This window comes from Haloarcula sp. JP-L23, assembly GCF_011602445.1.
GTDB classification, from domain to species: domain Archaea; phylum Halobacteriota; class Halobacteria; order Halobacteriales; family Haloarculaceae; genus Haloarcula; species Haloarcula pellucida.
In genome coordinates this window covers 2930877-2955184 of sequence record NZ_CP050014.1, presented here as the reverse complement: position 1 = coordinate 2955184, position 24308 = coordinate 2930877, and the positions used below count along the sequence as shown (strand labels likewise).

27 protein-coding genes and 1 tRNA gene are annotated in these 24308 nt (G+C 64.3%); 13 read left to right on the top strand and 15 right to left on the bottom strand.

The window, feature by feature from the left end:
• Positions 1-2: 2 nt before the first annotated feature.
• From G9465_RS15410 to G9465_RS15395, 4 genes are read right to left on the bottom strand one after another with little or no spacing between them, the layout of a single operon-like run.
• Positions 3-260, bottom strand: a complete 258-nt coding sequence (locus tag G9465_RS15410; protein ID WP_166971534.1) for a 50S ribosomal protein L23 — start codon at positions 258-260, stop codon at positions 3-5.
• Positions 257-997, bottom strand: a complete 741-nt coding sequence (rpl4p, locus tag G9465_RS15405; RefSeq protein ID WP_166971532.1) for a 50S ribosomal protein L4 — start codon at positions 995-997, stop codon at positions 257-259. Before rpl4p ends, G9465_RS15410 begins: the two co-directional genes overlap by 4 nt.
• 3 nt (positions 998-1000) lie before the next feature.
• Entirely contained in the window at positions 1001-2017 is a 1017-nt protein-coding gene (gene rpl3p / locus G9465_RS15400; protein WP_166971530.1) for a 50S ribosomal protein L3, read from the bottom strand.
• Between the two features lie 4 nt (positions 2018-2021).
• On the bottom strand, positions 2022-2867 hold the full coding sequence (locus G9465_RS15395; protein WP_166971528.1) for a putative RNA uridine N3 methyltransferase: 846 nt from the start codon (positions 2865-2867) through the stop codon (positions 2022-2024).
• Between the two features lie 298 nt (positions 2868-3165).
• Here G9465_RS15395 and G9465_RS15390 point away from each other — a divergent pair.
• A tRNA-Gly gene (locus tag G9465_RS15390) sits at positions 3166-3237 on the top strand.
• A 67-nt stretch (positions 3238-3304) separates the two neighbouring features.
• Here G9465_RS15390 and G9465_RS15385 read toward each other — a convergent pair.
• Positions 3305-3856, bottom strand: a complete 552-nt coding sequence (locus G9465_RS15385) for a response regulator (protein WP_227015575.1) — start codon at positions 3854-3856, stop codon at positions 3305-3307.
• 90 nt (positions 3857-3946) lie between these two features.
• On the opposite strand from G9465_RS15385, the gene G9465_RS15380 reads away from it, so the two are divergent.
• From G9465_RS15380 to G9465_RS15370, 3 genes are read left to right on the top strand one after another with little or no spacing between them, the layout of a single operon-like run.
• The gene (locus G9465_RS15380; protein WP_166971526.1) at positions 3947-4279 is read left to right on the top strand and encodes an MTH1187 family thiamine-binding protein; all 333 of its coding nucleotides are present in this window, start codon (positions 3947-3949) and stop codon (positions 4277-4279) included.
• Positions 4280-4303: 24 nt separating this feature from the next.
• A complete protein-coding gene (gene mch / locus G9465_RS15375) occupies positions 4304-5236 on the top strand; it encodes a methenyltetrahydromethanopterin cyclohydrolase (RefSeq protein WP_166971524.1) in 933 nt (310 codons plus the stop codon).
• Positions 5236-5712, top strand: coding sequence for a hypothetical protein (locus tag G9465_RS15370; protein ID WP_166971522.1), 477 nt, complete (start codon positions 5236-5238; stop codon positions 5710-5712). Before mch ends, G9465_RS15370 begins: the two co-directional genes overlap by 1 nt.
• Positions 5713-6062: 350 nt before the next feature.
• Here the strand turns inward: G9465_RS15370 and G9465_RS15365 are convergent, their stop codons facing one another.
• The 3 genes from G9465_RS15365 to G9465_RS15355 all read right to left on the bottom strand — a co-directional run bounded on the left by G9465_RS15365 (position 6063) and on the right by G9465_RS15355 (position 9319).
• Entirely contained in the window at positions 6063-7700 is a 1638-nt protein-coding gene (locus G9465_RS15365) for a GTPBP1 family GTP-binding protein (RefSeq protein WP_166971519.1), read from the bottom strand.
• 263 nt (positions 7701-7963) lie between these two features.
• Entirely contained in the window at positions 7964-8644 is a 681-nt protein-coding gene (locus G9465_RS15360; RefSeq protein WP_166971516.1) for a phosphoglycolate phosphatase, read from the bottom strand.
• A gap of 120 nt (positions 8645-8764) precedes the next feature.
• Positions 8765-9319 carry a J domain-containing protein gene (locus tag G9465_RS15355; protein WP_166971514.1) on the bottom strand — a complete coding sequence of 185 codons (555 nt, stop codon included), beginning with the start codon at positions 9317-9319 and terminating at the stop codon, positions 8765-8767.
• 84 nt (positions 9320-9403) lie between these two features.
• On the opposite strand from G9465_RS15355, the gene G9465_RS15350 reads away from it, so the two are divergent.
• Complete coding sequence (locus G9465_RS15350; protein WP_166971512.1) at positions 9404-9604, top strand: hypothetical protein; 201 nt, start codon at positions 9404-9406, stop codon at positions 9602-9604.
• Position 9605: 1 nt separating this feature from the next.
• Here G9465_RS15350 and pyrF read toward each other — a convergent pair whose 3' ends face one another.
• Positions 9606-10481, bottom strand: a complete 876-nt coding sequence (gene pyrF, locus G9465_RS15345; RefSeq protein ID WP_166971510.1) for an orotidine-5'-phosphate decarboxylase — start codon at positions 10479-10481, stop codon at positions 9606-9608.
• A 123-nt stretch (positions 10482-10604) separates the two neighbouring features.
• Between pyrF and G9465_RS15340 the strand changes: the two genes are divergently transcribed.
• Entirely contained in the window at positions 10605-11087 is a 483-nt protein-coding gene (locus tag G9465_RS15340) for a hypothetical protein (protein ID WP_166971508.1), read from the top strand.
• Here the strand turns inward: G9465_RS15340 and G9465_RS15335 are convergent, their stop codons facing one another.
• Together G9465_RS15335 and G9465_RS15330 are read right to left on the bottom strand one after the other, a co-directional pair.
• Complete coding sequence (locus G9465_RS15335) at positions 11088-11441, bottom strand: hypothetical protein (RefSeq protein WP_166971506.1); 354 nt, start codon at positions 11439-11441, stop codon at positions 11088-11090. It abuts the gene before it with no gap.
• Positions 11441-11881 carry a DUF2240 family protein gene (locus G9465_RS15330; protein WP_166971504.1) on the bottom strand — a complete coding sequence of 147 codons (441 nt, stop codon included), beginning with the start codon at positions 11879-11881 and terminating at the stop codon, positions 11441-11443. Before G9465_RS15330 ends, G9465_RS15335 begins: the two co-directional genes overlap by 1 nt.
• Positions 11882-12050: 169 nt before the next feature.
• Between G9465_RS15330 and G9465_RS15325 the strand changes: the two genes are divergently transcribed.
• The 3 genes from G9465_RS15325 (at position 12051) to ppk1 (ending at position 15935) form a co-directional block, all read left to right on the top strand.
• On the top strand, positions 12051-12422 hold the full coding sequence (locus tag G9465_RS15325) for a 30S ribosomal protein S8e (protein WP_166971502.1): 372 nt from the start codon (positions 12051-12053) through the stop codon (positions 12420-12422).
• 349 nt (positions 12423-12771) lie between these two features.
• On the top strand, positions 12772-13482 hold the full coding sequence (locus tag G9465_RS15320; protein WP_166971499.1) for a metallophosphoesterase family protein: 711 nt from the start codon (positions 12772-12774) through the stop codon (positions 13480-13482).
• Positions 13479-15935, top strand: a complete 2457-nt coding sequence (gene ppk1, locus G9465_RS15315; protein WP_166971497.1) for a polyphosphate kinase 1 — start codon at positions 13479-13481, stop codon at positions 15933-15935. The genes G9465_RS15320 and ppk1 overlap by 4 nt, the downstream gene beginning before the upstream one ends.
• Here ppk1 and G9465_RS15310 read toward each other — a convergent pair.
• The gene (locus tag G9465_RS15310) at positions 15932-16930 is read right to left on the bottom strand and encodes a phosphate uptake regulator PhoU (protein WP_166971495.1); all 999 of its coding nucleotides are present in this window, start codon (positions 16928-16930) and stop codon (positions 15932-15934) included. The two genes, ppk1 and G9465_RS15310, sit on opposite strands and share 4 nt — an antisense overlap.
• A 308-nt stretch (positions 16931-17238) precedes the next feature.
• Between G9465_RS15310 and G9465_RS15305 the strand changes: the two genes are divergently transcribed.
• From G9465_RS15305 to pstB, 4 genes are all read left to right on the top strand, one after another.
• On the top strand, positions 17239-18264 hold the full coding sequence (locus G9465_RS15305) for a phosphate ABC transporter substrate-binding protein PstS family protein (RefSeq protein WP_394353980.1): 1026 nt from the start codon (positions 17239-17241) through the stop codon (positions 18262-18264).
• Between the two features lie 92 nt (positions 18265-18356).
• Entirely contained in the window at positions 18357-19367 is a 1011-nt protein-coding gene (pstC, locus tag G9465_RS15300) for a phosphate ABC transporter permease subunit PstC (RefSeq protein WP_166971491.1), read from the top strand.
• Positions 19368-21020: a phosphate ABC transporter permease PstA gene (pstA, locus tag G9465_RS15295; protein WP_166971489.1), complete on the top strand. Its 1653-nt coding sequence runs from the start codon at positions 19368-19370 to the stop codon at positions 21018-21020. It abuts the gene before it with no gap.
• On the top strand, positions 21020-21901 hold the full coding sequence (gene pstB / locus G9465_RS15290) for a phosphate ABC transporter ATP-binding protein PstB (protein WP_166971487.1): 882 nt from the start codon (positions 21020-21022) through the stop codon (positions 21899-21901). The genes pstA and pstB overlap by 1 nt, the downstream gene beginning before the upstream one ends.
• Positions 21902-21925: 24 nt before the next feature.
• Here pstB and G9465_RS15285 read toward each other — a convergent pair whose 3' ends face one another.
• The 3 genes from G9465_RS15285 to G9465_RS15275 all read right to left on the bottom strand — a co-directional run bounded on the left by G9465_RS15285 (position 21926) and on the right by G9465_RS15275 (position 24282).
• Positions 21926-22771: a TatD family hydrolase gene (locus tag G9465_RS15285; RefSeq protein ID WP_166971485.1), complete on the bottom strand. Its 846-nt coding sequence runs from the start codon at positions 22769-22771 to the stop codon at positions 21926-21928.
• A gap of 36 nt (positions 22772-22807) precedes the next feature.
• Complete coding sequence (locus tag G9465_RS15280) at positions 22808-23272, bottom strand: NYN domain-containing protein (RefSeq protein ID WP_166971483.1); 465 nt, start codon at positions 23270-23272, stop codon at positions 22808-22810.
• 509 nt (positions 23273-23781) lie between these two features.
• The gene (locus tag G9465_RS15275; RefSeq protein WP_166971481.1) at positions 23782-24282 is read right to left on the bottom strand and encodes a hypothetical protein; all 501 of its coding nucleotides are present in this window, start codon (positions 24280-24282) and stop codon (positions 23782-23784) included.
• Positions 24283-24308: the final 26 nt, after the last annotated feature.

Below are 24308 nucleotides of genomic sequence, written 5' to 3'. Positions count from 1 at the left end.
CGTTAGAACACCCCGATTCTGGAGGCGACTTCCTGGGCGTCGTCGTCCTCGGAGAGGCGAACGACGGCCTTCTTCTCGCCGTCCATCGTGTTCTGTGTGTTCACGTCGACGACGGTGACGTCGTACTGGGACTCGACGGCCTCGGCGACCTCGGGCTTCCCAGCGGCGTCGTCGACGACGAACTGGAGCTTGTTGTCGAAGTCCATGTCGTTCATGGCCTTCTCGGTGACGTGCGGGTACTTGATGACGTCCCAGCTCATCGCTCACCAACCTCCTCGAGTGCGGACTCGGTGAAGACGGTGAGCCGACCGGGCACTGCGCCGGGTGCGAGGTCTTCTGCGTTGACCTCTCGGGCAGTCGCCACGTCGGCGCCCGCGAGGTTGCGGGCGGCCTTCGACGGCTCGTCGCTGGTCACGAACAGGATAGAAGACGGGCGGCGGTACTTCCGGCCGCGTGCCTTCCCCTGTCCGGCCTTGATCTTCGTCTCGTCGGCGCGCTCGATGTCGGCGTGAACGTCCAGCGATTCGAGGACGTCGACGACTTCCTGCGTCTTGACGAGGTCCTCGAAGTCGTCGGAGACGACGACGGGCACCTCGTCGCGGTCGAACTCGTGGCCGCGCTCGGCGACGAGTTCGGCGTCCGTGGTGGCGGCGAGCGCCGAGCGGACGGCGAGCTGGCGTTCCTTGTCGTTCAGGTCGAGCGACCGGTCCGTCTCGGCTTTCGGCGGGTGGGCGCGTCGCCCCTTGACCGCCTGCGGGACGCGGCGGGCACGGCCGTCCTGTTTCGGGACGTGTGCCTGACCGCGACCGCTACCGAACGACTCGGCCGGCGTACGGAGGCCGGCGTAGTCGTCGGACCCGTAGTCCTGCTTCCGGTTTGCCTGGGCGGCGCGAACGGCCTTTCCGATGAGGTCGGGTCGCACGGGCGTCTCGAAGACGTCCGGCAGGTCGACCTCGCCGTCGGCCTCGCCGTCCAGAGTGTAGATAGTTGCCTGCATAGGTTATCCCTGGTTCGATTCTGTGGAGACGTAGCGCACCTCGGGGTCGAGGCGCGGCTGGTCGTTCGGACGCACCGCGGGCCGGAAGCGAACCAGACGCTTGTCCGGACCGGGCACCGACCCCTTCACGAGCGTGTAGGGGCCGTCGACCTCGCCGTAGTTGACGAAGCCACCGTCGACGGTCGCTTCGTCGCCCTCGCCGATGTCGATGAGGCGCTTGTTCAGTTCCGTGCGCTGGTGGTAGCCGGTCTGCCCCTGCTGGGGGACCGTCGAGCGCACGCGGGAGGGGTTCCACGGGCCGAGGTTACCGATTCGGCGCCGCCAACCCTGCCGGGCGTGCTTGCCCTTCCGCTTCTGGACGCCCCAGCGCTTGACGGGACCCTGGGTCCCTTTGCCCTTCGTGACGCCCGCGACGTCGGCGTACTCGCCGGCGCGGAAGACGTCGTTCATCGAGTGCTCGCCGCCGTCTGCGACGAGTTCGAGGGCGTGACTGAGGCGGTCCTCGAGGGAACCACCGCCGACGCGAGTCTCCATCACGTCGGGCTTTTTCTTCGGGACGCTCGGGACGGCGTCGGGGACGGTGTGCGTGATGAGACGCACGTCCCCGAGGTTTCCGGCCTCGAGTGCGTCGCGTACCTGTTCCTCTGCAGCGTCCGGGTCGTGGTCCTCCGGAAGGTTCAGTGTCCGGTCGAGTTCCCCGTGGAACTCGTCCGTCCAGACCTCCGTCAGCGGACGCTTGCCGTACGGCGTATCTTCGTACGCTCGCAGGGCGACGGCGCGCATCGGCGGCGTCTCGACGACCGTCACCGGGACGGTCTCTTCCATCCCCTCGCGTGGGGAGTTGGGTTCGTCGTTGACGAGCACGACGTGAGTCATGCCCGCCTTGTAGCCGGCGAACCCTTGAACGCCGGGCTGGCCGTCGTCGGACGGCCAGCTGTTGAAGCGCGGCGTCTCGCTCGTCGAGCGCTTGCGCGGGCCGAAGCCCAGCGAGCCTTTGCGTGGTCTGCTTGATTGTGGCATACGTTTACTCCGTGAGGGTTAGACAGGCGAGGGAGGCGAACAGTGCTTCTTCCGTTCGCACGACCTCGCTGCCCTGGTTCGGAACCGTATTCAGCCAGAGGTCGAACCCTGTGGGGTCGTCGTCTGTCTGGTCTCGTCCGACGGAGCCCGGGTCCACGTCGAGTATCGACGGTAACCCACGCTCGGGGGCTCCGAAGGCGACTGTCATGCCGCCCTCGGCGTCCCGTCGCTCGGCCAGACGGCCGAGACGGTGTGTCGTCGCCGGCTCTCCGTACCTCGAAGAGGCGATGGTGAGCCCGGCGTCGTCACGCGAGAGTGCTGCATCGAGGTCCGCGGAAACGACGTCGAACCCCGGCGTGGGGTGGTCGACGAGTTTCGCCCGGACCGGCCGTCGCGAAGAGACCCTGACGGTCACGCGCTCCCCCTGACCCACGTCCAGACCGTCTGGAACGGGGAGGGAGATCGGGTGTTGCATGCCGCAATTGACCCGGACGCGCCCATCAGCTCCGACCTCGGTCACGATTCCCTGTCTTAACGACCCCGAACCCTCAGATCCGGAGCCGGTCTGTGAACGCACGCGGAGCGGCGGCAGGACGCCGACGTACTCTAGTTCGTCCCGCTTGCCCCACATCTCCTTTCGGAGGTGTGGCGGCGTCGCGGCGTACCGCAGCACGGTTTCGACGAACCCGTCTTCCCACTTCCCCGCCCCGTCTGGGTCGGGGAACACCGTCAGCCGGTCGACCCGGAACACCGTGGCCGCGCGGGCCACGTATCCGAGCTTTCGAGTCGCCTCGCGGCGGTCCTCGGCTTCCCGTGTGAGGGAATCGGGCACGAGTACGCTGGTCGTCATGCCGTGACGCTTCCACGTCACGCCACTAGACTGTGCCGATACATCTCCGTCCCTACGGTAAAAAGACCCCGCTTCGCGCACGCGTTGGGACGCGTTCACACGGCCCGTCACAGCCCCTCGCCCGTGAACCGCCTGCACGGGCCTTGCCGGTTCCGAAAGGTCGTGGCGTGCTATTCACTCCCGGGAAATATATGCGCCGAATGCCCTCACGTCCCACGATTGGGCTCGGAAAACGGAAGGCTTTTTACTATCACCCCCGCCAGATTAGAATGCAGAGAGGCGCGGTGCGCCACGCTGGGCGCTGGTAGTGTAGTTGGTATCACGTGACCTTGCCATGGTCACAACCTGGGTTCAAATCCCAGCCAGCGCATTTCTCCAAATTCCAACCGACAAGCGGTCGCGCTACGTGCCATCACGCGAGCGTCGGTACCGCGTGCCTACTGTTCTAGTTCGCGTTCTACGTCCGCACACTCGTCGGCTATCTCTTCGAGTTGGGCTTCTAAACGCTCGATGTCCGCCTGCAGGCGGCGGAACTCCTCGCTTTCGTCGAGTTCCGACGGTGCTTTCTCCTGTTCGAGGACGTTGCGTTTCACGCGCTTCTGACTCAACTCCCTGTAGATCTCGTCGTATTCGGCCAGCGACAGCAGTCGTTCGACGGCGTCTCGAATCGCATCGGTGGTCACCGGTTTGACGAGGTAGTCGTCGACGCCCATGTCGATGATCTCGAAATCGGGTTCGACGGCGGTGACCATCGCGACGTAGCAGTGGTAGTTTCGGGCCTGAACCTCTCGGAGGACGTCTTCGCCGTCGGCGTCGGGAAGTGCGCGGTCGAGGAGGAGGATGTCGGTCCCGTCTCCGAGACGGTCGATAGCCATCGCTGCAGTCGCGGCGGTCGACACGTCGTAGGACTGTGAGAGGACGCGGGCGTAGGTCTCACGGAGGGGTGTGTCGTCCTCGACGACGAGGACAGTTGGGCGGGTATCGCTCACGACAATGGTTTTTTCTGTCGGCTGTATAATAAATCTAGGTTCGAGGTCGCGAACGCCACTGTTAGGGTGTCCCCTACCCGATTGCCACGTATGACCTGTATCGGGTTCCTGTCCGTCGCACCGGTCGTCGAAGAGAGCATGGCCCCCTACGTCGCCGACGCCGTCGCGGCCTTAGAGGCGTTCGACGTCGAGTACGAGACGACGCCGATGGGGACAATCATCGAGGCCGAGGACAGCGAGGAACTGTTCGCGGCGGCCCACGCCGCACACGAGGCCGTCGGCGCGCAGTCCGACCGCGTCGAGACGTTCCTGAAGATAGACAACAAGCGCGGCGTCGACCAGCGTGCGAGCGAGAAGGTCGACGCCGTCGAATCGCAACTGGGCCGGGCGGCGCGAAGCGAGCGGTCCGAAGGTGGAGATTAAAAGGCAGGCTGCCAAAGGCGGCGTATGGACAGCCTCAATCGGATGGCCACGGAACTCGTCGACGAGGCCATCGACTTCGCCGACGAACTCACGATAGACGTACACGCGCTCTCTGGCGACGCCGCGGTGCTCGACTTCGGCGTCGACGTCCCCGGTGCCGTCGAGGCGGGGATGGTGCTCGCAGAGATACAGACCGCTGGACTGGCGACGGTCCAGTCGACGATGGACACCGTCGCCGGCGCGCCGCTGACACACGTGGAACTCTCGACGGACCACCCGGCGCTGGCCCTGCTGTGTTCGCAGAAGGGTGGCTGGGAGCTCTCGGTCGACGGCTTCGAGGGCCTCGGGAGCGGCCCGGCCCGCGCGCTGGTCGCCGAGGAGGAGGCGTTCCAACGTATCGGGTACCGAGAGGAGGCCGACTTCGCCGTCCTCGCCGTCGAGACGGCGCAACTGCCCGACGAAGCCGTCGCTGCACAGGTCGCAGAGCGTACCGGCGTCCCCGAGACGGGCGTGTTCCTCCCGGCGTTCTCGACGGCGAGTGTCACCGGGAGCGTCGCCGCCGCCGCCCGCGCGGCCGAACTGGCCGTCTTCCGGCTGGCCGAACTGGGCTTCGACCCCGTCTCGGTGCTCTCGGCGACCGCTCGCGCTCCGGTCGCGCCCGTCGCCGGCGACGAGGCGACGGCGATGGCCCGGACGACGGACGCACTGGCCTACGGCGGCGAGGTCCACCTCACCGTCGACGAGTCGTTCGACCGGTTCGAGGAGGTGGCCTCCGTGGCAGGGGCCGAGTACGGTGAACCGCTGGCGGCCGTCTTCGAGGACGCCGACTGGGACTTCGCCGACCTCCCCGTGGGGCTGTTCGGACCGGCACAGGTCACTATCGACGTCGTCGGCGGCGAGACACACGTCGTCGGTGAGACCCGCGAGGACGTGTTGGCCGAGAGCTTCGGACTCTGATGCGGTACAAGGTGGCCCCGCCGGCGCGGTCGCTGTCGTTCCTCGCGGACGCGCGGGCGGCGATTCCGCTGGTCCCGGACGACGAGGCGGACTGCTGTCGGGCCATCCAGCGGACGACAGACGTCCCGGACCGCGAGACGGCCCGCGAGTACCTGACGTTTCTGCGAGCGCTGGGCCTCCTCGAAGAGAGCGACAGAGGGTACTACCGGACGCGGACTGATCTGGAGCGAGACACGCTGGCGGCGACGTTCCGAGAGAACGTCTTCGGCGCCGCCGAGGTACTGGACGTACTCGGCACCGACCCACGAACGGCCGACGACGCCTTCGAAGCCGTCCGGGACATCGTCCCCCGCTGGGAGCGCGAACGCCGCGCCAACTGGGAATCCGTCTGGCGCACGCGGGTCGAACACCTGCTGGCGTGGGCGGCAGTGTTCGGGGCGGCACGGCACACGGACGCAGGCTTCGAGGCGCCGTAGTGTCCCGTCTCGGGTCCGCCACAGGACCTCGTCGACGTCGGCTCTTCGATGTACTACTACCGACTGTCGAGTTCGCACGAGTATGCCCGTCTGGCACGGCGATCCGCCGTACAGTCCGGCAACACAGCCGGTATCCGCCCGAATGTACGTTCGAGACCGCCTACTCGGGGGTGGCGTGGGCCATCAGGTGCCCATAGCAGGCGGTCGCCGGACTGGCCGAGCGACCGAGGTTCGTCGGCGTCCCGTCGGGCATCTGGGGCGGACAGACCAGCGTCCGCTCGCGCCGAAGACGTGCATATCCACGTCACGGCGAAAACGACCGACGAATAACGGCGTCGTTCCTAACGGAGTCAGTCTGTGACGATATCGGTGACAGTGCCGACGCCTTTCGACCGCCCTTCTCGGAAGACGAACTTCTGGCCCTCCTCGACGAGGTACGACCGGAACTTGAACTCGACGGTGGTCTCGCCGGCGTCGCCGGGGAGGAGTTGGCCGTCCTCCGGGTGGAACGCCGCCGCTTCACTGATCGTTTCGAGGTGGACGACCGGTTCGTAGCCGTCGCCGATGCGTGTGGGGTGGTTCAGCACCATCACTTCGGCCTCGAACTCGCGGACGGGTGTCGGGTCGGCGTCCCGCGGGAGTAAAACCATCCCGCGTTCGATGTCCGCCTCGCGGACGCCTTTGAGTGCGATACCGACGATGCGGCCCGCTTTGGCCTCGTCGACCCGGTAGTAGTGCATCTCGATGGATCGGACTTCTACCTCGCGGAAGGTCCCGTCCTGCATCGGTCCTAACAGGAGTTCGTCGCCGGCTTCGACCTCGCCGGACTTGATGGTGCCCGACGCGACGGCGCCGACGCCCTGTACGTTGTACGTGCGGTCGACGTACATCCGGAACTCACCGACTTCGCCAGCCGTCTTCGGGAGCGCCTCGAACATCGCGTCGAGGGCGTCGAGGCCCGCCTGTGTGACGGCACTCGTCGTCACGACTGGGACGACGGTCTCGGATATCTCCTCGATAGCGGCCTCGATGCCGTGGCGCTCGACCCGGAGGGGCGTCTTGTCGACCTCGCGGAGCGCTCGCTCGACGGCCCGTTCGACCTCGCTCACTCGCTCGTCGGGAACGAGGTCCGTCTTGGTGATGGCGACGATAGTCGGGAGGTCAGTCGCCAGCAAGATACCTAGGTGCTCCCGGGTCGTGTCGGTCACGCCGTCGTCTGCCGCGACGGTAAGCAGGCCATAATCGAGTTTCTGGCCGACCAGTCCGCGGATCGTCGTCCGGAGCCACGGTTCGTGGCCGACCGTGTCGACGAACGACACCAGTCGGTCGGACTCCTCCACTACGCGTGCGCGGTCACTTTTCCGATGCGGGTTGTCCATCCGGACCGGTCCGTCCTCGTCGAAGCCGTAGACGCCATAGGAGAGGTCCGCCGAGAGGCCGCGTTCGACCTCGTGGGGCTGGACGTCGAGGAAGCCGCGCGTGTTACCCTCGCCGTCGTCGGCCTCGCCGGTGACGAGCGACCCGACGAGCGTGGACTTGCCGTGGTCGACGTGACCGGCGGTCCCGACGACGATGTGGTCGTCGTCTTCGAGAACGGCGCCCTCTCTGACGGTGGCGACCCCGACGATGCCTTCTGGGCCGTCACCACCGCCTGCCGAGTCCGTCTCCGGGACGCCGTCTGTGCCCCACGTCTGGACGTCTTCGATGTGGGCACCGGCCTCCTCGGCCAGTAGGCTCAACACGTCCATCGACTCAGAGAACTCCTCGGGAGCGATACCGGCGAGGCCGCCGTCGTCGGTGACGCCGACGACGTAGGTCGCCTCACCGTCGCCCGAGAGGACGCGGTGGCGAAGTTGCGCAGTCAGGGATTCGAGCCGGCCCTCCGAGAGGTGTAGATCCTCTGTGAGCCGTTCTTTGAACTCGACGCTGCCGCCCTCCTGTTCGCCGCGCTCCAGCGCGCGCCGGAGGACAGCCCGGTCGGGGCTCATGCGAGTCCGTAACGGAGGACGAGATAAAAGCTTTCCCCGGGTTTGGAGCCGCTTACCGGTGTTTTAGCGGGTGAATGGGTCTGTCTCTCACAATAGTTTCGCCCGAGGATTTATGTACGTGAACGGAACGATGCCCGGGCCGTGCCCAGACTCGCCGCACGGGACTCGCGGGCGCGCGACACCCACTCGTGCGGACGGTAGCGGGGGACTCCCGTGACGACCCCGACGATTTCCGGGTGTCGCCAGTTCGCCCCTGAAGGCCGCTACGGGCGGTACGGAGCGACGGCTTCGAGAAACCCGTCGGCGTACCGGGCTTCGGTCACCCGGTCGGCGCGCGCCTTCGCCGTCTCGTCAGCGTTGGCCACGGCGATGGCCTCCCCGGCCACGTCGAACGCCTCGGCGTCGTTCTCGGAGTCGCCGACAGCGAGGAACGACGACGGGTCCATCTCCAGTTCCGCACAGATGGCCTCCAGTCCCGTCCCCTTGTCCACGCTCGGGTCGGTGACGTGATACGCGAATCCGGTGTCGAGGACGACGAGGCCGAACTCCTCGGCCACCCGTTCCAGTGGCTCGAGCGGTTGGTTCAGACTGACGACGACCTCCGTCTCGCGCCAGCGGTTCGCCAGATCGACGGCCCCGAAGCCGAGTTCGTGCCCCAGTTCGCGGTAGGCTTCCGCGACGGCGAGACTCGCTTCGTGGTCGCCGCGCAACTGGAGTTCGTCGGTCGCCTCGACGAACACTACGCCGCCGTTCTCCGCGACGACGGTGCGTTCGATGCCGAGGAACTCACAGAGCGCGATGGGGAACGGCATCGCCTTTCCGGTGGCGATAACGACGGTTTCGGGCCACTCGCGTAACACGGGGAACACGCGCGGGTCGATGGCGCGTGACTCGTCGGTGAGCGTCCCGTCGATGTCGACGAGCAACGGCGGCGTCTCGGACATACGCCAACTGACGCCCGAGGCGGTTTGGCCGTTGCGATTACACGGGTCGGCGTCGGTCACGACCGGTGGGTCTCCCGACCGGTCCGGCGAACCGCCGGGACACAGTTACAACCACCCGTATCAGTCGTCGGTCAGCCTCTCGTAGGCGGCTTTGACCCGTTTAAACTCGGCCTCGCTCCCGGTGTCTGTGTCGGGATGGACCTCTTTGACACGTTCTCGGTAGGCCTGCTTGACCGCTTGCTCGTCCGCGCTGGGGTCTAGTCCGAGGCGGTCGTAGGCCTCCGACGGACTGGGACCGCTCGACTGGCGGACGCGACGGTGCTGGCGTTGCTGGGTCCGCTGTCGACGCTGCTGCTGTCGGGCCTGCTGAGCGCGTCGACCGAACCCGTCTGCACGTCGGCCGTCCCTCGGCGGGGTCCACTCCTCGCGCGGCCCGGCACCGAACCCGCCTCGACGACTCCCGCGGGACTGTGTGGCAGCGCGCCGTTCGACTCGTTCGTAGAGGTTAGCGGCCATCTTGCCGCTTAGATGGTAGTACATGACGTACGTGGAGACAGCGAACATCAGGGCCAAAAAGAGCACGGCCGGGTTCACCAGTATCCCCACCACCGTCAGCACCGCTGTCAGTACCGCGAACACCGCGGCGACGCCCGTGATGAGCCGGTCGTACTGCACGAATCGTGGTTCGGTCCACAGGACTGTAAGCGTCTCGCCTGTCGCCCCCAAGCGTTCAAGACTCCGAGCGTGCTAGAGTGTAGCATGAGTGTCTCCGGGCTCTGTGACCTGTGTGACCGGCCCGACGTCGACCACGGCTGTGACCGTTGTGGCCGACTCGTCTGTGACCGCCACTGGGACGAGACTACAGGACTGTGCGTCGAGTGTAGCGTCGAGGCCGGAAAACCGGGCGAGCGAACCGACCCCGAGAACCTGCCGGACGGCGTCGACACCTACCGGTTCTGAGCTACCGGTACTGGTTGAGTTGGGTCTTGAGTCGCTTCGCCGACTGGCCAGCCGCTTCGAAGAACTGCTCGGGGGACCCGCGGCCGGCGGCGTCTCCCGGCCCCGTCGCTCGACTGTCCGAGGTGCGTCGCGCCTCGCTATCTTCGCCGGCGAAGATGATACCCCGCGAGGAGTTCACGAGGCCGACGCCGTCGGCCAGTCCGTACTCCACGGCGGCCTCGGCGTCGCCGCCCTGCGCGCCGACACCGGGGACGAGAAACGGGATGTCGGGGACGAGTTCACGTATCTCCTCGAGTTCTTCCGGTGCGGTAGCGCCGACGACGAGGCCGACGTTCCCGTTGTCGTTCCAGAGGTCCGCGAGATGGACGACGCGCTCGTACAGTTTCTCGCCGGAGGCCAGTTCGAGGTCCTGCAGGTCGGCGCCGCCGGGGTTCGAAGTACGCCCGAGGACGAACACGCCCTTGTCCTCGTGCTGGAGGAACGGTTCCAGCGAGTCCCGTCCGAGGAACGGGTTGACCGTGATGGCGTCGGCGGCGGGACCGTGGTCCTCGTCCAGAATCGTCGCGTACTGCCGGGCCGTGTTCCCGATGTCGCCCCGTTTGGCGTCCAGCAGGACCGGAACGTCCTTCCCGTGGGCGTACGCGATGGTCTCCCGAAGCGCCCGCCAGCCGTCGGGGTCCTCGTAGAACGCCGCGTTGGGTTTGTAGCAGGCGGCGTGTTCGTGGGTCGCGTCGATGATTCGGCGGTTGAACTGCCAGCGCGGCAGGTCGGCGTCCTGTACCGCCTCGGGCAGGCGGTCCGGGTCCGGGTCCAGTCCCACCGAGACGACGCTGTCCGCGGCCACGATGCGGTCGTGGAGGCGGTCGAAGAAGTGCATAGGTACCGCGCCGACGGCGACGGATACAAGCGTTTCCCTCTGTCGCCGCGACCGGCGTCTTCTAAAATCAACGTTGAGAATCAGACCCCGCGTCTATTTCATACCGGACGTGGAACGGTAGCTATGGACCGATCCCTCGATGTCGGGCACGTCGCGGAGACGCTCCCGAACCTGTGGCAGGCACTCGAGGACCCCCGGCTACGGCCGTTCGGACTCGTCGGCGGCGTCGGACTGCTCGCCGTCGGTGCGGTGCTCTCTCTGGCACCGACGTCTGGTACGTCTGCGTTCTGGTCGAACGCGGTCGCTGCCACGCTCGTCTTCGTCGGGGTCCCGCTCTTCTGCCTCGGCCTCGCAGCACGGGAACCCGCGTCGGACTCGTGGTTTCACATCGGTGTCGACCTCTCGACTAAACAACGCCAAGCCGTCGCTATCGGCACGTTCTGTATCACGCTCGCTCCGATAGTGATGGTTCTTGGCTCGCCACTCGGACTCAAGACCGTGGTGCTCGCGACGGCGGCGACGATGACCTTCGTCGGGTCGGCGCTGGTGCTCACTGGATTCGTCGCGTGGACGGCCGAAACGCTGGCGGAACCGGGGTCGAACTGACTACCCGAGTCGGTCGGCGAGGACGTCGACGAGCGATTTGACCGCGGCGCCGCTGTGTGCGATGACGACGGTCCCGTCGTCCGATTCTTCGACCGTGACGTCCTCGCGGTCTACGTCGACGGTCACTGGTTCGGTCAGCGTCAGGCGTGCCGTCTCGGGCGTGACGTGGACCTCGCCGAGGCGAGTTCCGTCGGCCTCGATCCCGAAGGCGAAGGCGCCACCCGGTGTCGGGTCCACGTCCGGGTCGGCGTCGACCACCGACAGCGTCCCGAGCGCACCCCGTTCCAGTCCGGTCACCTCCGAGGCGAGCAACTGGCCGATGCGTTTCCCGTCGGTGATGCGATCGTCGACCATCAGATTTCCTCCCGCGCCTCCGCGGCGATGCTCTCTACGGTGACGCCCTCGCTGCGGGCGTAGACGACTGCCGCGGCCTCCAGCGTCACGCCGAGGGTTGACTGCAGCGAGTTGATCCCGGCGACGGCTGTCTGCTTTTCTACGCCGCTCTCGACGACGGCGTCTAACACTCGCTCGAACGTCGAGCGTGACTGGAGGACCTCTTCGCCCGGGGCGAAGCCGTCCGGAATCTCGACGTTGCCGGCGTCGAACGTGACGACGAGGGCGTCGTCCTCGCGTTCGACGAGGCCCTCGCTCGCGGCGACGTCGACAAGCGACTTCGCCTGATCCGGCGAGAACCAGTTCCGGTCGAGCGACAGGGCGACGACGAACTCACTCTCGGCCATCCGGTCGGTCCCCCGCTGACGGAACGGCGCGGCCACGGCCGTCTTCAGACTCATCGTTCGGGTAACCGTCTCGCCCCCGGGTAACGATTACGATCACTGCTCTCCCACACCCTAGGCGGCCCGCTGGCCCAGCGCCGATGCGGGCTCAGAACGCCCGTCACACAGCTACACACCCCGGCCGGTCATCGAACGGTTCAAGTAGCCGCTGGTTTATGAATCGGGTATGAAAGACCAGGGACGCTCCCCTCGCAAGCGCACAGGCGGTCGACGACGCCCGAACCACAAGAAGAAAAAGCACGAACTCGGCCGTGAGCCGACCGAGACGCAGGTCGGCGACCAGAAACTGAAGGTCGTCGACTCCCGCGGCAACACGCAGAAGGTCCGTGCGGTCACGACTGACGTCGCGAGCGTCGCCGACGGCGCCGAGACCGTCGAGGCGACCATCGAGAACGTCGTCGAGAACCCGTCGAACCCGAACTACGCCCGCCGAAACATCATCACGAAGGGCGCTATCGTCGAGACCTCCGAAGGCGAGGCCCGCGTCACCTCCCGCCCCGGGCAGGACGGACAGGTCAACGCTGTTCTCGTCGAGTAACCACTCTCCGAGCATTCTACCGCATCCGACGGCCCGATACCGACTGGTAAGTCAGGAGAGCCCTCGCGCCGCGAACCGTTGACGGCGGCTGGTGCAGGGCCGCCGTCGAGGTGACGTGCTCGAATCGACTGACGAAGTAGTGGCTGGTTGGATGCCAACAGCACGTCACCGAGAACTACACAATCGGTCATGATAAAGAACTAGGGCGGGTAGCACGCCGTCACAGCGAGGCCGTACCGCCGTGGACTACGGTAGTGGTACGTACCGATATATACGGCTATTATAAAGCATCTAACTGGGATCCACCGTCCTGACTGGTAAGGCCAACCCAAGCGGTGGCTACTCCCACATGGTACTGCAACCGACACTGAACCCGACCATCGACGCCTCGCACCGACGCATCGACAGCGGCCAGTGGGACGACATCTACGTCGTCGGCGACGTCCACGGCTGTCGAGGAACGCTGGAGCAGTTGCTCGACGAACTCGACCCGGGTCTCGACGACCTCGTCGTCTTCGTCGGTGACCTCGTCAGGAAGGGACCGGACAGCAAGGGTGTCCTCGATATCGTCCGCGACCGTCCGAACCTCGTCAGCGTTCGGGGCAACAACGAGCAGAAACTCGTCGACGGCCACAAGACCATCGATGCGCTCACCGACGACGACGTGGCGTACGTCGAGTCGATGCCTGCGGCCGTCTCGTGGGACGACGCACTCGTGGTCCACGGCGGCGTCGACCACCGGAAACCGCTGGTCGAACACTCCCTGACCGAACTGCTGAACAACCGCTCGCTCGTCCCCGACGCGAGTTACGAGCGACCGTACTGGTTCGAGACGCGGCGGGAGACCCCGCGCGTGTTCTTCGGTCACACCGTCCTCGCCCATCCGTTCGTCAGCGACTACGCCGTCGGACTCGACACCGGGTGCGTCTACGGCGGGCAGTTGACCGCATACGACTACCGCGCCGACGAACTGATCGCGGTCGACCCGCCGGAGACGTACGTCTCGCGCTCGTCTGACAGCATCGTGGAGCCACGAGTTACGTCGCCGACAGATCAATGACAGCGGAGGACACCCTCGACATCTCGCCGTACGAGCCAGCCAGCGTCGATCTCTCGGACCCGGACCTGTACCTCAACCGCGAACTGAGCGAACTCGCCTTCCAGCGCCGGGTGCTCCACGAGGCCATCGACGACCGGAACCCGCTCTTAGAGCGAGTTCGGTTTCTCTCTATCGTCACCCGGAATCTTGACGAGTTCGTCATGAAGCGTATCGGCGGCCTGAAACAACAGGTGGAGGCGGGCGTCGCCGAGCGAACGGCCGACGGACGGACCCCGAAAGAACAGTGGGCGGAAGCCCACGAGACGCTCGGGCCGATGCTCACCAAACAGGCCAACTGCTACAGCGAGATGCTCCGCCCGGCGCTCGCCGAGGCAGGTATCGACGTCCTCGACTACGACGACCTGAACGCGGCCGAACGCACGGAGATGCGTGAGTACTTCGAGGAGTCCGTCCTGCCGACGCTGACGCCGCTCTCGTTCGACCCTGCCCACCCGTTCCCGTTCATCTCGAACCGGTCGCTCTCGCTCGCGGTGTTGACCCGACGACCCGACAGCGACGACCCGACGTTCACTCGCATCAAGATCCCGCCGAACCGGCCCCGACTCGTCCAGCTCGGCGACGACTCGCGGTACGTTCTCGTCGAGGACGTGGTTCGGCACAATCTCGACCTCCTCCTCCCGAACGTCGATGTCGTGGACACGGCGCTGTTCCGCCTGACCCGTAACGCCGAGGTCCGGCGCAACGAGGAGGTCGCAGAAGACCTCATCGACATGATAGAGGAGGTGCTCGAACAGCGCCGCTTCGCCAGCGTCGTCAGGATGGAGATAGAGAGCGACGCGCACCCGCGTATCCGCGCGACCCTACAGAACCAACTCGACCTCGACGACCGCGAGATATACGACCTCGACGGACCGCTCGACTACCGAGAGTTCGCGTCGCTGACGGACCTCGAACGACCGGACCTCAAACTGGAGTCGTGGACGCCACAGCCACACCCACGGCTTCGGGACCGCCGACCGGCGGCCTTCGAACGCGACGAACACGACCACCACCAGAGCGTCTTTGACGACATCGACGAGGGCGACATCCTGTTGCACCACCCGTACCACGACTTCGGGGACACCGTCCAGCGGTTCCTGAGCGAAGCCGCCAACGACCCCGACGTCCTCGCGGTGAAGGCGGCGATCTACCGGACCGCGAGCGACTCGCAGGTCATCCAGTCGCTCATCGAGGCCGCCAAGAACGGCAAGCAGGTGGCCGTGATGGTCGAACTGAAGGCCCGCTTCGACGAGCAGAACAACCTCGAATGGGTCCGTAGACTAGAGGAAAACGGTATCCACGTGGCCTACGGCACTATCGGGCTGAAGACCCACACGAAGACGGCGCTGGTTGTCCGCGACGCCGAGGACGGCGTCAACCTCTACTCCCACGTCGGGACCGGCAACTACCACTCCGAGACGGCAAAGGGGTACGTCGACCTCGGCCTGTTGACGGCCGACCGCGACGTCGGACAGGACCTCGTCACACTGTTCAACTTCTTCACCGGGCCGGGACTGGACGAGGAGTTCAGGAAACTACTCATCGCGCCGGTGACGATGCGTTCCGAGTTCACTCGGTGCATCCGACGGGAGGCCCAACACGCACAGGCCGGTCGGCCTGCCCGCATCGTGGCGAAGGTCAACGGACTGGAAGACCCCGACATCGTCGCAGAACTGTACCGGGCGTCGATGGCGGGGGTCGACATCGACCTCATCGTCCGCGACATCTGCCGACTCCGTCCGGGACTGGAAGACGTCAGCGAGAACATCACGGTCCACTCGGTCGTGGGACGGTTCCTCGAACACTCTCGCGTCTTCTACTTCGAGAACGGCGCACGCGCCACGGACTGTGAGACGACCGGCCCGGAGTACTACATCGGGAGCGCCGACTGGATGACTCGGAACCTCGACTATCGCGTCGAGGCGGTCACGCCGGTCGAAGACCCCGCTATTCGTCGGCAGTTACGCTTCGTACTGGCGCTCATGCTGGCGGACAACCGCAAACGCTGGACGATGAACGCCGACGGAAGCTACGACCAGCAGTATCCGAAAGACGGCGAGGCCGTCGTCAACACGCAGGAGATTCTGATGCGTGAGACGCTGAAAGCGAGTCGCCGGGAGGACGCCGAGACGGGGATACTCGCGGACTACCCGGTCGACAGCGACCTCCTCGTCGAAGCGAGTCGTGGAGAGTGCGAAAGCGCGAGGACGGCGTCCGCTGACCGGACGGACGCTCCGGTCCAGAGTTTCGATGGCGGACAGTTGCTCTCGGACCCGCTCGACCGCTATCCTGAGAAGTGGTACCGACCAGACAGCGACGTCTACGACTACGCCGTCCGGACACCGGACGGTGAGCGGCGATACCTGAAAACGAGAGACGGCGTGGCGTCGCTGCTGGAACGACTCTACGACTAGGGGCGCGGGGCTGCTTTCTGGAGCGCGCTCTCGGCGATGTTACCGCCGTAGTCGGCCGTCCGGGAGAGGGAGTCGACGACGCGGCCGAGAATCTGGGCGCTCTGTGGGTCCTGTTCTCGGACGTCGGTATCGACTTCCCGGGCCGTCTCGTCGACGCTGGGTATCTGGCTGCGTGCCTCGTTCGCCAGTTCGACGGCGTCGTCGGAACTCTCAGCGAGGAGTGCGTCCATCGCCGTCTCCGAGACGGAGGTCGCTTCCTGCTCTAACTGTCGGAGCAACTCGGCCGTCTCGCCGGTAATCTCGCCGATCTCCTGGGACAGGCCGGCTATCTTCGTCGCGTGGTCGGCGATGCGCTCCAGTTGCCGGGCGCTAGACTGGTAGTCGAACACCGTCTCGCGGGGGAACCCGATCTCGTTGGCCGCCGTCGGGTTCCGAAGGACCGTCCGGAACACCCGTGAGACCATGTACCAGAGGCGGTCGACGTCGTCGTCGCGTTGCATCACGTCCGCTGCGAGGTCGTCGTCGTCCTCGATGAGCGCCTCGACGGCGTCCGAGAGCATCGTCAGCGAGACCAACCGCATCCGAGTGATGGCGTTGTGGACCGACAGTTCCGAGGAGTCGAGGAGGTCCTGTAACACGACGCGGTCGGACGTCTCCTCGATGACTTCCAGCCCCACGAGTCCCTGTGTCGCGTCCCGGATGATACGCCGCTGTTCGGCGGTGATACGTGGTGCTTCGAGGCGGATGACGTCGAACCCACTGACGTACATCGTCATCACCGCACGCGTGAGTTCGTGTTTGTTGTCCAGACCACCCACGTCAAGCGTCCCCTCGACTCTGTCGTCGTCTCGCTTCGGTGCGAGCAACAACAGGTCCTCCTCGGCGTGGAACTCGACGACGCTGCCAGCGCTCACGTCGTTCTCTGTCGCCCAGTCTTTCGGGAGCGAGACGGTGTACGTCGAGCCACCGGTCACCTGCACCTTGCGGGTCTCCATGTACGTCCGTATCAGACCCCCTTTGACATAAATCCATCTCAATCTATATATCCGGAAAATATTTCACCTTCAGCGGGCCGAATATCATCCTGAAGGGCTCTATAGTAGTTCTCTACCTCCGAGCGTGTTACCACAACTAGCTTCAGAGCGCCCGTCGGGAGTCGCGCGCTACCGTCAGAATTCCGCTGTTAGACGTATATTCGGCACTAATTCCGGTACCCCCGACACACACTCCCAATATTTGTCTATATAGATAACGTAGCAATACATACACGTCATAGTAGAGTACTTATTTATCACTGGCCTCGATTGGGGCGATGACAGACTCACCGAACGGCGGCGTCTCGCGTCGTAGTTTTCTGGCAAGTACCGGTGCAGTCGGAGCACTCGCTCTCGCAGGCTGTACGGAAGGGCCCTCCAACGGTGGCTCCGACGATGGCAGCGGTTCCAGCGGTGACAGCGGTTCGAGTCAGCTCTCCGGCGAGATAAACATCACGGGGAGCAGTACGGTCTACCCCGTCGCGACGGCCGTCGCGAACCAGTTCCAGAAGAAACACTCCGGCGTCGACATCAGTGTGAGTTCGACCGGGTCCGGTGGTGGGTTCAGCAACCACTTCTGTGTCGGCAACTCGGACTTCAACAACGCCTCTCGTCCCATCTCGGAGGAGGAGAAACAGCTCTGTAGCGACAACGACATCGAGTACCACGAGATTAACATCGCCACGGACGCGCTGACTGTCATCGTCAACAAAGAGAACGACTGGGTCGACTGCATGACCCCCGACCAGCTCAAGCAGATATGGCGCGCCGACGGGGCCTCGAAGTGGTCCGACGTCGACAGCGAGTGGCCCGACGAGCCCATCAGTCGCTTCGGCGCCGCCGACACCTCCGGGACGTTCGACTACTTCAAGGAGTCCATCCTCGGCGAGGAGGCAAACCACACAAGCAACTACGAGGCCACCGAGCAGGACAACCTCATCCTCCAGGGCGTCCAACAGGACCAGTACGGCATCGGCTACTTCGGCTTCGCGTACTACGTGGACAACAAGAGCGCCGTGAAGGCGCTGGGCATCGACAACGGCAACGGCTGTGTCAAACCGTCGCTCGAAACCGCGAAGGCCGGCGACTACAAGCCGCTCTCCCGCCCGCTCTTCACCTACCCCCAAAAGAGCGCCCTCGCCGAGGAGCACGTCGCGGAGTTCGCCCGCTACTACGTCGAGCAGAGCGCCAACTCCTCGCTCATCGCCGACGAGATCGGCTACGTCCCAAAGACTGAGGAGAGCATGCAGGAGGAGCTAGACGCGCTGAACGAGGTTATCGACGAAGTCCAGTAACCGTCACATAGGCGAGTATTGAGAGACAATAGCCCTATAGATACAATCCGGGTACTTTTTCCCGAGATACAGTATATGACACAACAACCACGATGAGCAACGAGGGACAGACTCCCGACCTCACAGGGGACCGGGGGTTCAGGACGGTTCGGGAGTCGACGTACAGATACGCCCTTGCCGGGTGTGCCGTATTGTCCGTCCTGACGACCGTCAGTATCATCGCGGTGCTGGTTCTCGACGCGGCCGACTTCTTCTCGGTCGTTCCCATCGCGGAGTTCCTCGGCGGGACGCGGTTCAGTCCGAACCTCCAGCCCCGGAGTTTCGGCGTCCTCCCGCTCATCCTCGGGACGCTTCTCATCACTATCGGGGCGGCCGTCATCGCACTCCCCGTCGGCCTGCTGACGGCCATCTATCTCAGCGAGTACGCGACCCAGCGGACTCGTTCGCTTCTCAAGCCGATGCTGGAAGTGCTCGCCGGCGTCCCGACCGTCGTCTACGGCTACTTCGCTATCGTCTACATCACGCCCGCACTCAACGTCGCTCTCGACTGGCTGAACTCGACGCTGGGGCTCGGACTCCCCAATCTGGGCCTGTTCAATGGGCTCTCTGCCTCTATCGTCGTCGGTATCATGATAATCCCGATGGTCTCCTCTATCAGCGAGGACGCGATGAGCTCCGTGCCGGACTCACTGCGACAGGCCGGCTACGGCCTCGGGGCGACAAAGTTCAACGTCTCACTCCGCATCGTCGTCCCGGCCGCCGTCTCGGGCATCGCGTCGTCGTTCATCCTCGCCATCTCTCGGGCCATCGGCGAGACGATGGCCGTGGTGCTGGCCGCTGGCTCACAGCCACCGGACATTCCGGCAGTCCAGTCGGCCTTCGGCATCCCGTACGTCGCGCCGGGTGACCTCCTCGGACTGTACACGGAGAGTTCGGCGACGATGACCGTCGCGATGATAGACATCGCGAGCGGGGACATCTCGGGGGGGTCGACCGCCTACAAGTCGCTGTTCGCCATCGGCCTCACGCTGTTCGTCATCACGCTGGCGATGAACGTCGTGAGTGACGTCGTGGCGAGCCGCTACCGGGAGGAGTACGAGTAAATGGCGACACAGACACCGACACAGGAGACGACAGAGTTCGGCGAAGTCAGCCGACTCAAGGGCATCGCGTTCAAGTACATCTCGTTCGGGGCGTCCATCGTCGGTATCCTCGCGCTTGGCATCCTGCTCGCGTACGTGTTCTGGGACGCCTTCGGGCTGGAGTCGGCGGGGACGACGTGGTACCTTTCCTACACGGTGACGCTGCTGGTGCCACTCCTCACGTTCTTCGCGTACGCACGGACGAGGCCCGACGTCGTCGCCGGTGCGTTCGAACTGTTCAGCCTCACGCTGGGCGGCGTGATGCTCACCGTCGCGACGGTCATCGTCCTCTCCGTCATCGCCAGCCCACCGGTCTGGTTCGCTTACTTCCTGACCGTGGTCGGCCCGGCCATCGGCATGTACGTCTACGGCCAGTACGACCGTGAAGCGACGTGGGTCGGCCTGGGCATCCTCGCCGCCGTCGTCCTCGGCCCCGTGGTCGGTACGATAGCTCTCGGCACCCTCAGCTCGCTCGGCGCGATGCTCGGCGCACCGGGCATCTACTTCCTGTCGCTGGTCCTGCCGGGCGCGGGGATGGCCGCCTTCCTCGCGCACGACCGACTGGAACTCTCGAAGCGACAGAGCATCGGCATCGGCGTCGGCCTCCCGGTGCTGGCTATCGTCGGCGTCCCGGTCGTCGACATGGTACCCCAGATAGCCCGGTCGGTGTGGCTCATCGGCCTCGTGATGTTTGGGTTGCCCGTCGGCTACACCGTCGTCAACACCGCGCAGCGACGTGAGCGGTGGGCCGCCTTCGCGTTCCCGGCTATCGCTATCCTCGGCTTCCTGCTCGGAGAGTTCGTCGTCGGCGTCGTCGGCGCGACGGAGCCCTCGCCGTGGCTCGACTGGCAGTACGTCACGAGCGGGCCGTCGATTTCCAACGCCGCCGAAGCGGGCCTGTACCCGGCTATCATCGGGTCGGTGTTTCTCATCGTCCTCGTGAGCGTGTTCACGTTCGTATTCGGCGTCGGCACCGCTATCTACCTCGAAGAGTACGCTCCCGCCACTGGACCGCTCGGGACGATTACCCGACTCATCAACGTCAACATCTCGAACCTCGCCGGCGTCCCGTCGGTCGTGTACGGATTGCTCGGACTGGGTATCTTCGTCAATATCAACGCCCAACTCGGACCGATTACCTACGCCGGGTTCGGCGTCGGGACGGTGTTCACCGCGTCGCTGACGCTCTCCTTGCTCATCCTCCCCATCGTCGTCATCTCCGCACAGGAAGCCATCCGGTCGGTGCCCGACTCGCTCCGGCAGGCCTCATACGGTATGGGCGCGACCCGGTGGCAGACGATTCGGAACGTCGTGTTGCCCCGGTCCTTACCGGGCATCCTGACGGGGACGATTCTGGCGCTGGGTCGGGCTATCGGCGAGACGGCACCGCTCATCATGATCGGTGCGGCGACGACGAAGTTCTCGCCGCCGTCGGGACTGTTCAGCAAACTCACCGCGATGCCGATGCAGATCTATGCGTGGGCGTTCCAGCCCTCGCCCGACTTCCGCTACGGCGTCGTCGCGGCCGGGGTCGTCACACTGCTCATCGTCCTGCTGACGATGAACAGCGTGGCGATTCTCGTGCGGAACAAATACCAACAGGAGGCACATTAATGACCACAGAGGACATGGCGACAGAGACCGAGGCACAGCACGACGAGGCGGACGAGGAGTCGCTCATCAGTACCGACCCCGGCAAGGGCGGCTTAGACGAGAACGCCGACCGCGGCGGCGTCACCGCGAGCAATACCGTCATCCGCTCGCGGGACCTCGACGTGTTCTACGGGGAGACACAGGCACTCCAGCACATCAACCTCGAAATCCCCGAAAACCAGGTGACAGCGATGATCGGCCCCTCCGGGTGTGGGAAGTCGACGTTCCTGCGGTGTATCAACCGTATGAACGACCTCATCGACATCGCCCGCGTCGAGGGAGAACTGACCTTCAAGGGCAAGAACGTCTACGACGACGACGTCGACCCGGTGGCGCTCCGCCGGCGCATCGGGATGGTGTTCCAGCACCCCAACCCCTTCCCGAAGAGCATCTACGACAACGTCGCCTACGGCCTGCGCACGCAGGACAAGACCGAAAACATGGACGAAGTTATCGAGGAGTCCCTGAAGAAGGCGGCCCTGTGGGACGAGGTCAAAGACCGCCTCGACGAATCCGCACTCGACCTCTCGGGTGGCCAGCAACAGCGACTCTGTATCGCGCGGGCCATCGCCGTCGACCCCGAAGTCGTGCTGATGGACGAACCTGCCTCGGCGCTAGACCCCATCGCCACCTCCCAAATCGAGGACTTAATCGAGGAACTCTCCGAGGAGTACACCGTCGTCATCGTCACGCACAACATGCAGCAGGCGGCCCGCATCTCCGATAAGACGGCCGTCTTCCTCACCGGCGGAGAACTCGTCGAGTTCGACGACACGGACAAGATATTCGAGAACCCCGAGAGTCAGCGCGTCGAGGACTACATCACCGGGAAGTTCGGATAACGTCCCAACCGCTTCGTTCTGTCCTCACTCGGCGAGCGTCGCTTCGGTGTCGATACCGTACACCGCACGCGGCGTCTCGACGTGTGCGGTCCGCACCGCCTCCTCGTGCCCCGCTTCTAACAGCCACCGGACGCGCCGTGGCACCGTCTTCGGCCCCAGTACTGCGCCGGGTCGGTCCGGGTCGTCGATGTAGTCCGTCTCCATGAGGAACGGGTCGCCCTCCTCGATAGCTATCTCCAGTTCGTCCTTGTCCGCGAGGACGGACTTCGTGGGGCCCTGCAACCGGCCGCCGGAGTAGTGCTTGACGACCTGTCGGCGGTCCATGCCACGTTCCTCGGCCCACTGTGCCACCTGCTCGAAGTCCTCACCGCCTTCGGTGTGCAGCTGGACCGCGAACTCACCGTCGGCGGCCAGTTCGAAGGCGTGACACATCACGGCGTTCGAGGCGTCCCACACGTCCTCGTCGACGTCGTAGTGGGGTCGCCCCGACTTGATGGCCAGCGCCGGGCCGTCCCTGACGTACTCCGCGGCCACGTCCAGCCCCGTCTGCATGATGTCGCGGGCCTCCGCGGGCGTGTAGCCGTTTTCGACCAACTTCGAGACGAGTGCCGGGTGGACCCCCAGCACCGGCCACGCCCGGCCGGACAGTATCTCCGTCGCGGACTCGACGGCGCCGACAGTCAGGTCGAACGCCTCGCGGAACGTCGACTCGTCGGTCGCGGCCTCGACGAGGTGCCACGACGGCTTGTTGAGGACGAGCAGGTGGGTGCCGCCCTGTTCGGCGAACTCCTCGACGGCCTCGACGTTCCGGCCCTGCACCGGGTCCAGATGCATGTGGTTGTCGAGTACCGGCGTCTCCTCGATGTCCATATCCGGTGGTCCGGTGCCCGCACAAAAAGGCGTTCGCTATTCGACGTCGGCTTCCAGCGAGAGGGCGTCTTGGGCGGCGTTCTGGAGTGCGTCGGACTTCCCGTGTTCGCCGGGTGCAAGCGCGACGGTCCGGACGTCGTTCCGGGCAGCGACCTCCAGTGCTGGTTTGAAGTCCGTATCTCGCGAGGCGACGACGAGCACGTCGATACGGTCGGCCGCGACGGCCGCCGTCGCGTCGACGGCCAGACGCACGTCCACGTCGCCGCTCGTGGTGACGACTTCGAAACCGCGGGCTTCGCCGGCCTGAATCAGCCCCGGCGAGGCGTTCTCGTCGAGGTACAGTCTGGTCGTTGCTAACGGCCCGTACGATTCTGCGATAGTCCGAACCTCGTCTAAGTCGACGTCGAACTCCGAGCGCAACACGTTCGGGCCGTCGACGTACAACCCGACGCGCGTCCGGTCGTCGGCGTCGTCACCGACGAGGCGACGAAACAAGTTCATGCGCCCTCTCGCCCGCCGCTGGGCTTATGTGTGGCGTTTCGGGTCTCGGTGGTCGTTCGAGCAGTAAATCAAATACCGCTATATCGAATCCAGTACTCAGAAGATGCGACTACAGGGGGTTTAGCGGTGCTGTGATGCGTGGGTTCGGCCGAATCAACGAGCGGAACCTGCTTCAGATTGTCCTCTCCAAGCGGGCGTTCTTGTCGTGCAGGCAACGGATTCAAAGTATTTCCGAGACTCCGGATAGTGTAGCCACTCAGACGCCGTGCTAACCCAGATTGAGTGTCTCTCTCTACTCGATTCCTATTTCCTTCTTCAACAGCGTCAGCGTATTGTCGGCTGTTACGATCGGTGAGTGCTCGTACTCAGCGGTGAACCACACTTAGACCACCGCTTCACCAGCGAAATCAGGTACGGTCTTTTCGAGGGTCCTTTGTGTGGAATCGACACTATCAAAATAAAACATAGGAGGCTCTGGACAGAAGCTTACTCATCATAGCTGATAGCAATTATTGTGGCGCTTCCGATGAGTCCGTCTTATTTGGTGTATCTGTGTACGTCACTACTTTGCCATTATCTGTAATTCTAATTGACGTGATGAGTCCAATTAACTTAGGATTAGAATGAGCTAACTTAATCCTTGATGGTTTTTCACGGAACTTGACACTGGCAGAGTATTCAAAGTATTTCGTACAGGTATTGCAGTTGTGCTGATCTAAAGGATAAACATCAAGAAGATAATCGTCACCATTATCCGTGGAAATACTACTGGTACCTATTCCCAGCGGACCGCACTTCTCAGCGGAACCCCAAGTTCCATCTATGGTTGCTATGTTACTATTGTTGTCCCACTTGATAACACCAGAATGTTCTTTTTCACCACAGCCACGTTCTTCAATAGTAACTGATTTTTCATATGCATTTTCCCTTTCGTTATTTGGACCACTGAGGCATCCACTAGCAGCTAAAGTGCATGTACTAAAAACTTGAAGAAAACCTCTTCGTTTCATCCAAGATAATCTAAAAGACAGAGGAA